At 37.3% G+C, this 16,096-nt stretch carries 13 protein-coding genes; 8 read left to right on the top strand and 5 right to left on the bottom strand.

Features of this window, described 5'->3' with window-relative positions; translation table 11 throughout:
* Positions 1–71: 71 nt before the first annotated feature.
* The 3 genes from AC3IS6_RS04810 to AC3IS6_RS04800 form a co-directional block, all read right to left on the bottom strand.
* A complete protein-coding gene (locus tag AC3IS6_RS04810) occupies positions 72–725 on the bottom strand; it encodes a metal-dependent transcriptional regulator (RefSeq protein ID WP_489163915.1) in 654 nt (217 codons plus the stop codon).
* A 98-nt stretch (positions 726–823) separates the two neighbouring features.
* The gene (locus AC3IS6_RS04805; RefSeq protein WP_489163914.1) at positions 824–2,692 is read right to left on the bottom strand and encodes an Nramp family divalent metal transporter; all 1,869 of its coding nucleotides are present in this window, start codon (positions 2,690–2,692) and stop codon (positions 824–826) included.
* A gap of 74 nt (positions 2,693–2,766) precedes the next feature.
* On the bottom strand, positions 2,767–3,159 hold the full coding sequence (locus AC3IS6_RS04800) for a Fur family transcriptional regulator (protein ID WP_489163913.1): 393 nt from the start codon (positions 3,157–3,159) through the stop codon (positions 2,767–2,769).
* Between the two features lie 94 nt (positions 3,160–3,253).
* On the opposite strand from AC3IS6_RS04800, the gene AC3IS6_RS04795 reads away from it, so the two are divergent.
* The 8 genes from AC3IS6_RS04795 to AC3IS6_RS04760 all read left to right on the top strand — a co-directional run bounded on the left by AC3IS6_RS04795 (position 3,254) and on the right by AC3IS6_RS04760 (position 11,386).
* Complete coding sequence (locus AC3IS6_RS04795; protein ID WP_489163912.1) at positions 3,254–3,601, top strand: MerC domain-containing protein; 348 nt, start codon at positions 3,254–3,256, stop codon at positions 3,599–3,601.
* Between the two features lie 2 nt (positions 3,602–3,603).
* Entirely contained in the window at positions 3,604–4,809 is a 1,206-nt protein-coding gene (locus AC3IS6_RS04790; protein WP_489163911.1) for a GTP-binding protein, read from the top strand.
* Positions 4,810–4,820: 11 nt separating this feature from the next.
* Complete coding sequence (locus tag AC3IS6_RS04785; protein WP_489163910.1) at positions 4,821–5,732, top strand: NAD(P)/FAD-dependent oxidoreductase; 912 nt, start codon at positions 4,821–4,823, stop codon at positions 5,730–5,732.
* Between the two features lie 267 nt (positions 5,733–5,999).
* Positions 6,000–8,261, top strand: coding sequence for a TonB-dependent receptor (locus AC3IS6_RS04780; protein WP_489163909.1), 2,262 nt, complete (start codon positions 6,000–6,002; stop codon positions 8,259–8,261).
* A 145-nt stretch (positions 8,262–8,406) separates the two neighbouring features.
* Positions 8,407–8,871 (top strand): thioredoxin family protein, encoded by a 465-nt coding sequence (locus AC3IS6_RS04775; protein WP_489163908.1) that lies wholly within the window; start codon positions 8,407–8,409, stop codon positions 8,869–8,871.
* A gap of 18 nt (positions 8,872–8,889) precedes the next feature.
* The gene (locus tag AC3IS6_RS04770) at positions 8,890–10,077 is read left to right on the top strand and encodes a lycopene cyclase family protein (RefSeq protein WP_489163907.1); all 1,188 of its coding nucleotides are present in this window, start codon (positions 8,890–8,892) and stop codon (positions 10,075–10,077) included.
* Positions 10,078–10,080: 3 nt separating this feature from the next.
* Positions 10,081–10,878: a tetratricopeptide repeat protein gene (locus tag AC3IS6_RS04765; protein ID WP_489163906.1), complete on the top strand. Its 798-nt coding sequence runs from the start codon at positions 10,081–10,083 to the stop codon at positions 10,876–10,878.
* A 97-nt stretch (positions 10,879–10,975) separates the two neighbouring features.
* Entirely contained in the window at positions 10,976–11,386 is a 411-nt protein-coding gene (locus AC3IS6_RS04760) for a BrxA/BrxB family bacilliredoxin (RefSeq protein ID WP_173964459.1), read from the top strand.
* Positions 11,387–11,558: 172 nt separating this feature from the next.
* Here the strand turns inward: AC3IS6_RS04760 and AC3IS6_RS04755 are convergent, their stop codons facing one another.
* Together AC3IS6_RS04755 and AC3IS6_RS04750 are read right to left on the bottom strand one after the other, a co-directional pair.
* Positions 11,559–12,929 carry an efflux transporter outer membrane subunit gene (locus AC3IS6_RS04755; RefSeq protein WP_489163905.1) on the bottom strand — a complete coding sequence of 457 codons (1,371 nt, stop codon included), beginning with the start codon at positions 12,927–12,929 and terminating at the stop codon, positions 11,559–11,561.
* Complete coding sequence (locus tag AC3IS6_RS04750; RefSeq protein ID WP_489163904.1) at positions 12,919–16,095, bottom strand: efflux RND transporter permease subunit; 3,177 nt, start codon at positions 16,093–16,095, stop codon at positions 12,919–12,921. The genes AC3IS6_RS04755 and AC3IS6_RS04750 overlap by 11 nt, the downstream gene beginning before the upstream one ends.
* Position 16,096: the final 1 nt, after the last annotated feature.

The following is a 16,096-nucleotide window of genomic DNA, read 5'->3' as shown; positions in this document are numbered from 1 at the left end:
ATTGAGAGCCGTAGACTCGGCCCATTTATGGAGATCTAAAAAATCTTTATCCATTAAGGAATAACAAACCTCTAAACCAGCTTTACAAATAGGTTAGAGGCAATTTTATTCGAAATAGACAATTCCCTTCCATCAACCTTAATTTTAACGGATAAATCAAACGATTCTTTCGATAAAAATTCAATTTTAGATCCTAAAGCAATGCCTTGTTTGTCCAGATACTTTAAGAACTCTGAGGAAGTATCTTTTACACCCACACAAACTCCGGTTTGATATTCCGCTAATTCAGAAAGCAATTGTTTCTCGATTTTGACGATTCGTCCATTTGCATCGGGAATTGGATCTCCGTGCGGATCTTCTGTAGGGTTTCCCAGAAAATCATCCAGGCGGTTAATGAGTTGCTCGGACTTGATGTGTTCCAGTTGTTCGGCAATATCGTGAACTTCATCCCAGGAAAAATTTAGTTTTTCGACTAAAAAAACTTCCCACAAACGGTGTTTTCTAACAATCATTTTGGCGGCTAGTTTCCCGTTTTCGGTCAATGAAACTCCTTGATACTTTTTGTAATTCACCAAATCTTTCTCTGATAACTTTTTAAGCATATCCGTGACTGATGAAGCTTTGGTTTCCATCATTTCGGCAATAGCATTCGTGCTGACCTCAGTATCGTTCGAAGCTGTAAGATGGTATATGGATTTAAGATAGTTTTCTTCTGAAAAAGTCATTTTTTTTGAGGTTCTAAGGTTCTGAGGTTCTGAGTTGCTAAGTTAAAGGACTCTAAAAGAAAACCTGATAACCTTAGCAGCTTAGAACCTTAGCGGCTTTATTTAACAATTAACAAAGGTATAGAAATTTTATGTCTCAATTTATCGACAGTTGTACCAAACAAAATATCTTTTAGACCGGTGTGACCGTGAGTTCCCATTACCAGAATATCAAAATTACCCACATTGATGATGTTCGGAATCACACTGTTTGGTTTTCCGAAACCAAGTTCGGTTTTGATTTTGAAACCTTTTAAGGAGAGCATCTGCTGATACTCTGACAATAATTTTTCGTCAATAGTTGTTTCATGGTCGTCAACATTGCCTCCGTACATCAAAGCCCCAACAGTTTCAACAATGTGAATTAAGGTGTATTGTGCGTCTATTCCGCCCAGTTCAAAGGCATTGTTGAGTGCAGCTTCATCGGCCTTAGAAAAATCTACAGTAATGGCTATGTTTTTCTTACCATAGCTTTCCTTTGGCGTATAGACTAGTTTTAAATGATGTGGTGAATGATTTTCGATATTTGATTTTACTCTGGCAACAAAAGGTTTGAATATGATATAAAGCAGCAAAGCAAGGAATCCAAAGGCAAGTGGAACAACCGTAAACCAAAGAACCATCGAATTATTTGAATTTTCAAGCCATGACGTGATTTCGTCATACACTAGTTTTGCATTTAAGGTTACGATAATCGAAGCGATGATCCATGCCGCAACTTGTGTCGTTTTGGAGATGTGAAATCCTTTCATTTTAGTTTTATCACTCACAAAATGAATCAGCGGAATAATCGCAAAACCCAGTTGCAAACTTAGAATAACCTGACTAAGAATCAATAGTTTTCCGGTTACGCTTTCGCCATAAATTAAAATCACCACAACGGCAGGTACAATAGCGATTAGTCGTGTTATAATTCTGCGAACCCAAGGCTGGATGCGTAAATTCAAATATCCTTCCATTACAATTTGTCCGGCTAAAGTTCCGGTCACGGTTGAGCTTTGTCCGGCCGCAATTAAGGCAACCGCAAATAAAATAGGAGCCCATTTGGTTCCAAGTAAAGGTTCAAGGAATTTGTGCGCATCCTGAATTTCAGCCACTTCAAACATACCGTTTTTGTAAAAGGTGGCTGCTGCCAGAATAAGAATGGCGGCGTTTACAAAAAAGGCAAGGTTTAGGGCGATGGTCGAATCTATAAAGTTGTATTTCAGCGCCTGTTTAATTCCGGCGGGAGTTCTGTCGAATTTTCGGGTTTGTACCAGTGAAGAATGCAAGTATAAATTGTGGGGCATGACCGTTGCACCAATAATTCCAATCGCAATATACAAAGCAGCAGAACTTGGAATTGAAGGTACTAAGCCATAAATAACTTTATCCAGTTCAGGTTCAGCAAAAATCATTTCGAATATAAAAGAGAAGCCTATGATCGCAACGAGTACAATAATAAAAGCCTCCATTTTTCGGATTCCTTTGTTGATCAGGAATAATAACAAGAAAGTGTCTAATACTGTGATTAAAACTCCTTCGATCAACGGAATGTCAAAAAGGAGATTAATTCCAATTGCCATTCCCAAAACTTCGGCAAGATCACAGGCCGCAATGGCGATTTCGGCTAAAAAATATAAAATGTAATTGATGAATTTAGAATAGGTCTCTCGAGATGCCTGGGCCAAATCACGTTGTGTCACGATTCCCAGTCTTGCGCTTAAGCTCTGAAGCAACAGAGCCATTAAATTACTCATCAGTAAAACCCAAAGTAAAGAATATCCAAACTGACTACCTCCAGCGATATCTGTCGCCCAGTTTCCGGGATCCATATAGCCTACACTTACGAGGTATGCCGGACCTAAAAAAGCTAATATTTTTCTGAAACCTGTTTTTTTATGCTGTGTTGCAACCGATTGGTGAACTTCTTCTAAAGATTTGGTCATTGTAAAAATGTTGTTTGAACAAATATAGGGATAAATTATATTCGCACAACAATATTTTTAGACAAGTCTAAAACTTAAATGTTTGAATTCAAACAATTCGGACATAATCCTGACAAGGTGAAGTTTATATCATTTACTTTATAATTGTGCGGAATGATGTAACTCGGTTTTACATTCTCCAGACAAGTTACCTCTAAACATTTTTCACAGCTGAAATGAGCGTGATTGTGAATGTGTACTCTTTGGGCATGATGGTGGCATTTGGCATATTTTACAGTCCCGTCCAGATTTACGATTTTATGTACAATATCATCATTTACCAGTCGGTCTAATATTCTGTAGATCGTCACGCGATCGCATAAATCCTCCGTTTGTTTGTGAATTTCTGTATGGGATAAGGCTGTCTTAGATTTGTCAAAAATCTCGAGAACGGCTGTCTTTGCTGCTGTATTTCTTGTTGTTTTCATTTTTAGAGCATTAAAAAATATTAACGCAACAATGTTGCGTTTAAAATAAAGTTATATATTTGCAACAAAATTGCATTAAGCAAATGTACTGAAAATGAAGAAAACAACGACACCTTTTTACGATATATTAGGAATCTCAAGTGCTACCATTTGCCTGGTTCATTGCCTCGTATTTCCACTCCTTACTATTTTGCCTTTGGGTTTAAGTCATAATCCTTTTATCGATTTGATCTTTGTTTCCATAGGTTTGGTTGCAGTTCTCAAAATTATTAAAAAATCAAGTCTGTTAGTAGCAACAATTCTGATTTTATCAATGTCCCTGATTTGGATCAGTATTCTGAGTGAAATGATATTGGATATTCATCTAGATCTGATTTTCGTAGGTGGTATCGGAATGATTATCGGACATCTGCTGAATTATAAAAACCATAAACACGCTTAAAAATGAAAAAACTACCCGTAACCGTATTAAGCGGATTTCTTGGCGCAGGAAAAACGACACTCCTCAATCATATTCTTCACAACAAAGAAGGATTGAAAGTTGCCGTGATTGTTAATGACATGAGCGAAATTAATATTGATGCACAACTTGTAAAGAACGAACACACTTTATCCAGAACGGAGGAAAAATTGGTAGAAATGACAAACGGTTGTATTTGCTGTACCCTGCGGGAAGATTTGATGCTTGAAGTCGAAAAACTGGCAAAAGAAAACAGATTTGATTACCTGCTTATTGAAAGTACCGGTATTAGTGAACCCATTCCGGTAGCCCAAACATTTTCTTTTGTGAATGAAGAGGAGAATATTGATTTGTCCAGGTTTAGTTTTATCGATACGATGGTTACCGTTGTGGATAGTTTTAACTTTTTTAAAGATTTTGGTTCCGCTAAAACATTGCAGGAGCAAAACGTATCCAATATTGAAAATGACAATCGAACAATAGTCAATCTTTTGGTAGATCAGGTAGAATTTGCCAATGTAATTGTTTTGAATAAAACAGATCTTATTAGTGCAAAATCATTAGAGTTTCTGAGCGCTTTTATAAAAAAAATTAATCCTGTGGCGAAAATAATTAATTCGGTTCTGGGAAAAGTAAATCCAAACGAAATTATAAATACAGCATTATTCAATTATGAAGAGGCCGAAAATTCAGCGGGTTGGATTAGGGAGTTAGAAGGAATTCATACACCTGAAACAGAGGAGTACGGAATTAATTCTTTTGTGTTTAGAGATCCGCGACCTTTTCATCCCAATCGATTATGGGATTTTATTACATCCAATTTTCCTGCCAACATCATTCGGAGTAAGGGATTATTATGGATGGCATCCCGACCGGAACAAGCCATAAATTGGAGCCAGGCCGGCGGATCGATGAAAGCCGAAGGAGCCGGAGTCTGGTGGGCGAGTATGCCACTAAGCGAACGAATGACTTTTAATAATTTTGTTGAATTTCAGGATATTATCGAGGAGCGGTGGACTTCTAATTTTGGTGACAGACTCAACGAACTTGTTTTTATTGGTCAGAAAATAAAAGAGACTGAAATTCTCAGCGAACTGAAAAAGTGTCTTTGTACCGCAGATGAAATTGTAGACTTTCAGGATGGCTTTTTTCCAAAAAACGATCTTTTTCCAATTCCCCGAACTTTTTAAAATAGTAAATCATGATACACAACACTAAATATGAGGTTATAATTATTGGAGGTAGTTATAGCGGGCTTTCGGCAGCAATGAGTTTGGGACGTTCTTTACGACAGGTTTTGGTTATCGATAGTGGTTTGCCTTGTAACCGACAAACACCACATTCGCATAATTTTATAACACATGATGGGGAGAAACCTGCAGTTATTTCGGCGAAAGCCAAGGTACAGGTAGACTTTTACGACACGGTTAAGTTTTATAATGGATTGGTAATTTGCGCAATTCAAACTGAAAGTGGATTTGAGATCAAAACAGAATCCGGAAAAGTGTTTACTTCCAAAAAGGTATTATTCGCAACGGGAGTAAGAGACCTTCTTCCTAAAATTGATGGTTTTGCGGAGTGTTGGGGAATTTCGATTTTACATTGTCCATATTGTCACGGGTATGAAGTTAAAAAAGAAAAAACGGCGATCATTGCTAATGGCGATATGGGCTTTGAATATGCGAAACTTATCTCGAACTGGACCACCGATTTAAGAATACTTACCAACGGAAAATCAGCTTTTACTTTATACCAATCCCGGATTTTACAAGAACATAAAATTCAAATTATAGAAGATGAAATTGCGGTTGTAGAGCAGGAGATCGGATATATTCAGCATATTGGTTTTAAAAATCAATCCAAAATTGAAGTGAAAGCGATTTACTATAAGTCGCCTTTCGAACAACATTGTCCGCTACCGGAATCTTTAGGCTGCGAATTGACCGAGCAAGGGTTGCTGAAAGTAGATGCACTTCAAAAAACCACAATTCCGGGAGTTTTTGCCAGTGGCGATTGCCATATTCAGGCAAGATCCGTTGCGATGGCGGTTTCTTCCGGATCTTTCGCAGGGGCTTCGATCAATAAAGAACTCATTGACGAATCATTTGTCTAAAATAATTTTTTGGTAAAAACATAGAGACAGTGTTAGTATAGCTTGTCAAAAGGCATTTCATCTTACATTAAGTTATAGGGCCTGTCTCCGTTTGCAAGAACAAAATTTGATTAATCTGCTTTAAAAAGGAAAGAGACTAACTCTTTTTTTGATGTCAGTAAAACCCCCGCAAAACATTGAATTAAAGTCTATTTGAAAGTTTTTTGCTTTAGAAACAATATTTGTCAAATTTAATTTTTAGTTTTGTCTAAATTTAATTTTATAATAATGAAAAAACTATTTTTGATACTGCTTTTATTTTGTTTACAGTTTTCATTTGCTCAGGAAACCAGTTCTGTTTCGGGAATTATCTCCGGTGACGGCCATCAGTTACAGTTGGCAAACGTACATTTAGCAGGAACAAAATACAGAGCGGTTACGGATAGTTTGGGATATTACAACTTCGAAAATGTTCCGGTTGGAAATTATACACTTCAGGTTTCGCTGGTAGGTTTTCAGACTTTAAAAAGGAAAATTGAGGTTACGAAGGGCGCTAGTCAATCGTATGATCTTGAATTGGAGGATACAGACAATCAATTGAATGAAGTGGTTGTTTCAGGAACCTTAAAAGCAGTAAAACGTCTGGAAAGTGCCGTTCCCGTTGAGGTTTATTCGCCGGTTTTCTTTAAAAAGAATCCAACACCCAGTATTTATGAAGCGCTTCAGAATATAAACGGAGTCAGGCCGCAGCTAAATTGCGGGGTTTGTAATACTGGAGATATCCATATAAACGGTTTGGAAGGACCGTATACTTTGGTTTTAATCGACGGGATGCCAATAGTCAGCAGTCTTTCGACAGTTTATGGCTTGTCCGGAATTCCGAATTCTTTGGTTGAAAGAATAGAAATTGTAAAAGGTCCGGCTTCTTCTCTTTACGGAAGTGAGGCTGTTGGAGGATTAATCAATATTATTACTAAAAATCCAACGAATGCTCCGGTTTTTTCTGTGGATTACTTTACAACTACCTATTTTGAAAATAATCTTGATTTAGGAATGAAGTTTAATGCCGGAAAAAAAGCGACATCACTTGTAGGGGTTAATTATTTCAACTACGATCAGGTTATCGATAAAGACAAAGATAATTTTACAGATGTGACACTTTCTAAAAGGATTTCGGTTTTTAATAAATGGAGTTTTCATCGTAATAATAATCGTCTGTTTACCATCGCAGCACGAGGTATGTATGAAGATCGCTGGGGTGGAGACGTTCGTTGGGAGAAAAAATACCGTGGTGGTGACGAAATTTATGGTGAAAGTATTTATACCAAAAGAGGAGAATTAATAGGAAGTTATCAATTGCCTTTTGAAGAGAAACTGATGCTTTCGTTCTCCGGAAATGTGCATTATCAGGACAGTCGCTACGGAACAACATCGTATATCGCGAATCAAAAAATAGGTTTCCTGCAATTGACCTGGGATAAAAAGTTAGGCAGAAATGATTTCCTTGCCGGAATTGCGACTCGATATTCATATTACAACGACAATACACCGGCAACAAAAGAGGCCGAAAGCACTTGGCTACCGGGAATTTTTGTTCAGGATGAGATCACGTTTTCGCCGAAGAGTCAGGTTTTACTGGGAGCACGATACGATTATAACTCCATTCACGGTTCTATCTTTACACCCAGATTTGCGTATCGTTTTAAAGCAAATGATAATAAGATCTTCCGATTAAATGCCGGAACAGGATTTAGGGTTGTCAATTTGTTTACAGAAGATCATGCTGCCCTAACAGGATCGCGAGATGTTGTGATTCAGAATAATTTAAAACCGGAGAAATCAGTAAACGTAAATTTGAATTATATTCAGAAAATAAACTTTGGCAATGGTACTTTTATGGGAATTGAAACAACAGCTTTTTATACCCGTTTCAGTAATAAAATCATTTCAGATTATGAAACCGATCCCAATAAAATCATTTATGACAATATTGATGGATATGCTATCAGTCAGGGAATCAGTACGAATGTTGATGTTAATTTCACCAATGGTTTAAAGTTTATTCTTGGAGCGACTGTTTTAGACAATAAAAATGTTCAGGACGGAATTTCACAAAGACCCTTTTTAACCGAAAGATTTACCGGAACCTGGAGTGTATCTTACAAAATAGAACCTTGGAATTTATTACTGGATTATACCGGAAATGTTTACAGCCCAATGAAATTGCCTTTATTGAACGAATACGATCCTAGAAATCCAAATTCGCCCTGGTACAGCATTCAGAATATTCAATTTAGCTATACGGGCTGGAAGAATTTCGAACTTTACGGAGGAGTAAAAAACCTATTGAACTTTACTCCAAAGCAGAATAATCCGTTTTTGATTTCGAGAACCAATGATCCGTTTGATAAAAATGTGCAGTATGATTCGGCGGGAAAAGTACTGGTTACACCTGATAATCCGTACGGTTTGACTTTTGATACCACTTATGTTTACGGACAAAATCAAACTATTCGCGGCTTTTTGGGATTGCGATATACTTTTAGGTAAATTTATGATTCACAGATCAATAAAAGTTTTTTTATTCGCCACGAATTCACGAATCACCACTTTTTTTAGATAAAGATTTACAATTTAATTCGTGAATTCGTGGCAAAAGAGCAATCCTTTAAAATCTGTTGAAAAAAACAAAACAATGAAAAAGCTATTTCTACTTATTTTCTTCTTCGGAATAACTTCAACAGGTTTCTGCCAGTTAAAAAGCAGAACTTTTGAGGAGGTAGATGCTTTACAGCAAACTCAAAAACGGAAAATCATTGTTTTTATTCATACCGATTGGTGCCAGTATTGTCAAAGAATGAAATCGACAACCTTCAAAAATCAGGAAATCATTGAAAAACTAAATTCTGATTTTTATTTCGTCGATTTTAATGCCGAAGAAAAGCGAGAGATTACTTTTAACAATCAGATTTTTAAATACAAACCTACAGGTAACAATGTTGGAGTTCATGAGCTAGCTTTGCAGCTCGGAACCATCAACAATCAAATTGTATATCCGGTTTTATGTGTTTTGAATGAAAAGAAGGAGATCGTTCTGCAGTACAGTAACTCCCTTAATCCTGCCGATTTTAAACTGATTTTAGAAAAGCTGCAAGAATAAAATTTCTTATTTTTGAAAATGAATTCTTCGCAAATCAAACACTTCGATTACATTTTTACCGGTACAGGTTTAGCGGCTTTGATGACCGTTTACAAAATGGCGTTGTCAGGGAACTTTTCAAACAAATCGGTTTTATTACTGGATCAGGATGTAAAAAAGACAAATGACCGAACCTGGTGCTTTTGGGTCAATCATGAAACGATTTGGAATCCGATTGTTTTAAAAAAATGGGATTCTGCCTTGTTTGCTGATGAAAATTTCAAGCGTGATTTAAACCTGAATCCTTATCAATACAGTCAAATTCGGGGATTAGACTTTTATAATTTTGTTTTTGAAGAACTCTCGAAACATTCCAATATTACTTTTTTAAATGAAAAAGTAACCGATATTAACGAACTTGAAATCCATGTTTTTATTGGAACAGAAGAGAACAGATATACCTGTAATCAGCTGTTCAATAGTATTTATACTTCATCTTTTGCATTAAGTCAAACGAAATATCCTGTTTTGCAGCAGCATTTTACAGGATGGTTTGTGAAAACTGAAAAGGAAGTCTTCAATCCGCAGCAAGCCACTTTTATGGATTTCTCGGTCGAACAAAAACAAAATACGCGCTTTATGTATGTTCTGCCTCTTTCAAAAACCGAAGCTCTGGTAGAATACACACTATTTTCTGAAATTTTACTTTCTAAGGAAGAGTACGAAAATGAAATTCAGATTTATCTGGAGAAGTTAGGAGTTCATCCATACGAAATTCTGGAAAAGGAGCAGGGAAGTATCCCAATGACCGCTTATCCGTTTTGGAAGAAAAACACCAAACGCGTTTTGAATATTGGAACAGCCGGAGGCTGGACGAAAGCAAGTACGGGCTATACTTTTAGAAATTCGGATAAAAAATCATCTGAATTAGTAAACTTTCTTAATTCTTCAACGTCGCTAAAATTAAGTGCCTTTCATAAAAAAAGCAGATTCTGGTTTTATGATTTACTGCTTTTGGATATTCTATATCGTCATAATGAATTGGGAAGCAGTATTTTTTCGTCATTATTCAAAAAAGGAAATCCGTCTTTGATCTTTAAATTCTTGGACGAAGAAACTACTTTGATCGAGGATGTTAAAGTTATTTTAAAGTGTCCTAAAGTGCCATTTATAAAAGCGTTATTTAGAGTGATTTTTCTTCCAAATAAATTTAATTTAAAACAATAACCTTTGAAAAGCATTATTTTAGGATTCAGTTTCTTTTTTTCGATTATCTCTTTTGCACAAGTATCCAAAAATAAAGCTCAGGATGCTATTCAGGTCAAATACTTAGACAGTTGTGCTTATAAGTACAATTATACTTTTCAAATGTCAGAATGGCAAAATTGCATCGACGAAGGTCTAAAAAAAGATAGCACAATAGCTTATCTGTGGCAACAAAAAGCAATGCCGTATTTTAAATGCAAGAAATATGAAGTCGGAATGCCTTTTCTGGATAAAGCCGTTCGTTATAATAAACAAGAATGGCTTCCTTACCGGGCTTTTATAAAATGTATTTTTGCGAAAACGTATAAAAGTGCGATTGTTGATTTTGAAGAATGTATTAAACTTTACGGAAACAGTTATGTAATGGATCATACCTATAGTTTTTATATAGGGCTTTGTTATTTGCAATTGAATGAATACGATAAAGCCGAAAAGCTGTTTGACGATTATGTAAATGACATTTATAAAAACAGAGAACAATTAGAACACCCTACAGCGTATTTTTATCAGGGAATTGCCAAATACGAGCTCAAAAAATGGGACGAAGCACTTGTTATTTTTGATAAAGCGCTCAAAGTATATCCTGAATTTTCGGATGTAAAATATTATAAAGCCATTTGCTGGCTGAAACAAGGGAAACCAAGAGAAGAAGTCGTCGCTTTGGTTGGTGTGGCAGGAGAAGATGCAGCCAAAGGTTTTTCGATCAATGTAGACAATACGATCTATGAGACTTATCCATATCAAATAAAGTTTCGCAAATAACAATTGAACTATAACAAAACTTTATACCTGAATTTAAGTAGTTGCGAGTAAACTTTGTAACTTTGCAGTTCAAAAGTAAAACTTAAAAATAAAAAATATGTATCCAGAAGAAATGGTAAAACCAATGCAAGCTGAATTAACTGCTGCTGGTTTTCAAGATTTACATAGTGCTGACGCTGTAGATAACGCTATCAAAGCTGAAGGTACCACTTTAGTTGTTGTAAACTCTGTTTGTGGTTGTGCTGCAAGAAATGCACGTCCGGGAGCAAAAATGAGTTTAGAAGGAGCTAAAAAACCAGATCACTTAATCACAGTTTTCGCTGGTGTTGATAAAGAAGCGGTTGATGCTGCTAGACAACATATGTTTCCTTTTCCTCCATCATCGCCATCTATGGCTTTGTTCAAAAACGGAGAATTGGTTCACATGTTAGAGCGTCACCACATCGAAGGCCGTCCAGCTGAATTGATCGCTGAGAATTTGAAAGATGCTTTTGAGGAGTTTTGTTAATTCTTAAAGGGACTAAGGTTCTGAGTTGCTGAGGTTCTAAGGTTTTAGGCACAAAGTGACAAAGGTACAGAGGTACAAAGATTTAAAACAGAAAGCACTATGAAAATAGTGCTTTCTGTTGTTTTACAGTTTTATAACCTTAGCTCCTTAGAACCTCAGCAACTCAGAACCTTTAAAGATTCCATCCCCCGCCAAGGGCTTTGTACAATTGCACCATTGAGCTCAATTGTCTTTCAGATAACTGGGCAAGACTTAACTGAGCCTGAAATAAGTTACTTTCGACATCTAAAACTTCCAGATAAGAAACATAACCGCTGTCATATCTTTCGTAGGAGAGCTTGTAATTTATTAAAGCTGCTTTAACCTGTCTGTTGCGTGCTTCCCATTCGTCTTTATACGTTTTGATGTTTTGAATGGATTGTTCGACTTCTGTAACGGCCGAGATATAGGTCTTTTGATAGGCAAATTTGAGTTCTTCAGCCTGTTGTCTGTAGATTTCTACTCTTCGTTTATTTTTTCCAAAAGCAAATATAGGACCCGCAATGCCTGCAGAGGCATTTTGTGAATAAGAACTGCCTAAAAACAGGTTGCTTAAATCGGTGCTGGCAAATCCTGCAATTGCTGCGAGATTAAGAGAAGGAAAACGCATGGCCTGAGCTGTTCCGATTCTTTCGTTTGAAGCTTTGTATTTTAACTCTGCCGCTTTTACATCTGGTCTGTTTTCCAATAAAGAAGAGGGGATCGACAACGGTATTTCGCTCACAATTCGCAATTCAGTATTAGATTTTCCTCTTGGAATTTGTGATGGAAGCTGACCGGTAAGCAGAGAAATGATATTTTCCTGAACCGTTATTTGTCTCTTAATATTTGGAATAGTAGCTTCGGCAATAGCAACCTGCTGTTCTATTTGTACTTTGTCGACCTCAGAGATATAGCCGCTTTTAAATCTTTGATTGATGATTTCATAATACTTTTCTCTGGTAGAAAGGGTTTGCTGTGCGATTTCTAATTGATCATCAAAATTGCGCATCTGAAAATAAGCAGTAGCGATATTACTCACAATATTTGAAAGCACCACCTTGCGTGCTTCTTCGGTCGCAAGGAGTTCATTTTGTACAGCGTTATTTTCATGACGGTACCTTCCCCAAAAATCAATTTCCCAGGACATGCTTGCGCCAACATTCGATGGCGTCAGGTTTTTCTCATTACTGTTTATGGTTGCTCCGTATTGAAAGGAAGGCAATAAGTTTGTTTTAGAGTATCCTAATTCTGCTCGAAGCTGATCAATTCTGGTGACCGCAATTTTTAAATCATAATTGTTTTGAAGACCTTTTGTAATCAGATCTTTTAAAACATCATCATTAAATATGTCAAACCATTTTAAATTGGTGACCGAAGCCAGGCTGTCTAAATTTCGTTCATTTTGATAAGAATCAGTTTTTTGCTGTTCAGGTTTTGTATACTTAGGTCCCACCATACAGCCTACAGGTAATAGTGAAAGTGCAAGTATAACTGCGATTATTTTATATTTCTTAATCATCATGGCTTGTAGTATTTGAGTCCTTATTATTTTCTGCTGCTGCGACCGTATCTTCTTTTTTCTTTCCTATGTTTTCAATCATAACAAATAAGCCGGGTACAATCAATACACCCAGAACAGTGGCGATTAACATACCGCTAAACACAGCCATTCCCATTACAATACGAGCCTGAGAACCGGCACCTGTAGCCGTTAATAACGGAACTACTCCAAGAATAAAGGCAAAAGCGGTCATTAAAATTGGTCGGAAACGAAGCTTCGCCGCAACCATAGCCGATTCATACAGTGGTTTTCCTTTTTCATATTCTTCTTTGGCAAATTCTACAATAAGAATCGCATTCTTGGCGACCAATCCAATCAACAATACTAACCCAATTTGGGCAAAAACGTTGTTAACATAAGCATCACTTCCTATTCTGGCGAGAAGAAGGCCTAAAAAAGCCCCAAAAACGGCGAAAGGCGCCCCAAGTAATACACTAAAGGGTAATTTCCAACTTTCGTATTGTGCGGCCAGAATCAGAAACACAAATACCAACGCCATTATAAATACAGAACTTCCACCCGGTGAATGTTTTTCCTGATAGGAAAGGTTAATGTAGTCGTAGCCCATATCTGCAGGCAGCGTTTGTTTTGCGACTTCTTCTAAAGCTTCCAGAGCCTGAGCACTACTGTAGCCGTCGTTGGGGCTTCCTCCAATTTCGGCCGACCTGAACAGGTTTAAACGATTGGTAAAATCCGGACCCATAACTTTTGTTGCGGTTACCAGGGTGGATATTGGAAGCATGTCGCCATCATTGTTTTTTATATAAATTAGATTTAAGTCTTCGGGTTTTACTCTGTTAACAGCTTCACCTTGTATGAAAACTTTATACTGACGGCCAAAACGGTTAAAGTCATTCACATAACTTCCTCCTAAAAAAGCACCTAATGCCTCTGTAACTTTTGAGACCGGTACACCCAGTTTCATTGCTTTGTCGTTATCGATGTCCAATTTAATTTGTGGGGAACCCGCATTAAAGGTGGTGTAAATTCGTTTTATTTCAGGACGTTTCTGAGCTGCAGCTATAAAAGCCTGAGTTTGCTCCGCCAAATATTGTGGTGTGTTTCCGCCTCTGTCTTGTAACATTAAACTAAAACCTGCAGAGGCACCCAGACCTTGAATTGCAGGAGGACCAAATCCAAATACAGAAGCTGTAGTGATTTCAGTTGCAAATTTTTTGTTTAAACGGTCTACAAATTGTTTAGAGGTTTCATCTCTGTCTTCCCAGGGTTTTAATGAGATAAAAATAAATGCACTATTAGACTGGTACGAATTGGTAAGCATACTAAAACCATTTATGGTCGTATAAGACAGTATGGATTTTTCTTCTTTCAGAAAATGGTCTACTTTTCGGGATACTTCATCTGTACGCTGTAAGGAAGAGGCAGGTGGTAAAGACATATTGACTAGTACATAGCCCTGGTCTTCTTCAGGTATAAAACCTAACGGAATTTTTTTGCCTAATAATACAACAGCAGCAAGAATGACGACTAGTAATACAACAATTCGCATTGATTTTTTGGCAAAGAAAGTGGCTCCTTTAATGTATTTTCCGGTAACCTTTTCGAAAATCCGATTAAATCCCGCGAAAAATTTTGCTAACCACCCGGTTTGCTCTTCGATTGGTTTTGTCGGTTTTAGCAACATGGCGCATAAGGCCGGACTTAAAGATAACGCACTAAAGGCAGAGAATGCAACTGATACCGCAATAGTTATGGCGAACTGCTGATAAAAACGACCTGTAATTCCCGGAGTCATTGCGACAGGTACAAAAACGGCAATCAAGATCAGGGCAATGGCAATTACAGGACCGGATACTTCGCGCATCGCCTGAATTGTGGCTTCCCGGGGACTTTTGCCTTTCTCGATATGATGAATTACAGCTTCTACTACAACTATGGCATCATCGACTACGATACCAATAGCTAACACTAATCCTAAGAGTGAAAGTGTGTTTATTGAAAATCCTAATAACGGGAAAACGGCAATTGTTCCAATTAATGAAACCGGAACGGTTATTAAAGGGATTAATGTGGCGCGCCAGTTTTGTAGAAAAATAAACACAACCAGAATAACCAGAATAACCGCTTCAAAGAGCGTATGGACAATATCTTCAACTCCGGCAGTAATAGCAAGGGTTGTATCCAGTGATTCCTGATATTCAATGTCTTTTGGGAATTTTTGAGACAGCTCTTTCATAGCATTTTTGGCTAGTTTTGCCACTTCAAGCGCATTACTGCCGGGCATTTGGTAAACAGCCATTACGGCACTTGGAGAACTGTTGCGACGGGCAGACGAACTGTAATTTTCGGTTCCTAACTCAATTCTGGAAATGTCGCTTAGTAAAACCTGTGCGCCATCTTTTTTACTTCGTACAACGATTTCTCCAAATTGCTTTTCGGTTACTAAACGATCCTGAAGTGTAACACCATAAGTAAATTCGGTACCCGGTGGTGCGGGTTCAGCTCCAAACTTCCCTCCGGGACTAATCATGTTTTGGGCGTTTAAAGCATTTTTTACATCATCGACAGTAACACCCAGTTTGCTCATGACATCGGCCTTTAACCAAATACGCATCGAATAGTCACTTCCTCCAAAAAGAGAAACCTCACCAACACCCTTTATACGGGCCAATTGATCTACGATATTGATACTGGCATAATTGTTTAAAAACTTAGCATCATATTTTGGATTGTTTGACGTGACTGTAAATAGCATCATCGGAAATGATAAGGACTTTTTTACTACTACACCTTGCTGTTTTACACTTTGGGGCATAAAAGGAGATGATTGATTTTGCCTGTTTTGAGTAAGCATGTTAGCATTATCCAAATTGGTTCCCACATCAAAAGTTACTTCAATAGTACAAGCACCGTCAGAGGTATTGGTAGACTTCATGTACAGCATATTTTCTACACCATTTACTTTTTGTTCAATGGGCGTAGCAACGGCCTGTTCGACATTTAGCGCATTGGCACCTGTAAAACTGGTATTGATTTTTACAACAGGCGGGTTGATGTCCGGGTATTGTGAAATAGGCGTTTTTTGTAATGCCAATAATCCAAGTATCACAATAATAATACTGATTACAATAGCAACGATTGGTCTTCGAACGAAAAATTCTCCCATA

The organism is Flavobacterium sp. KH_035 (assembly GCF_057839565.1).
This window is presented reverse-complemented; position numbering and strand designations above follow the sequence as displayed.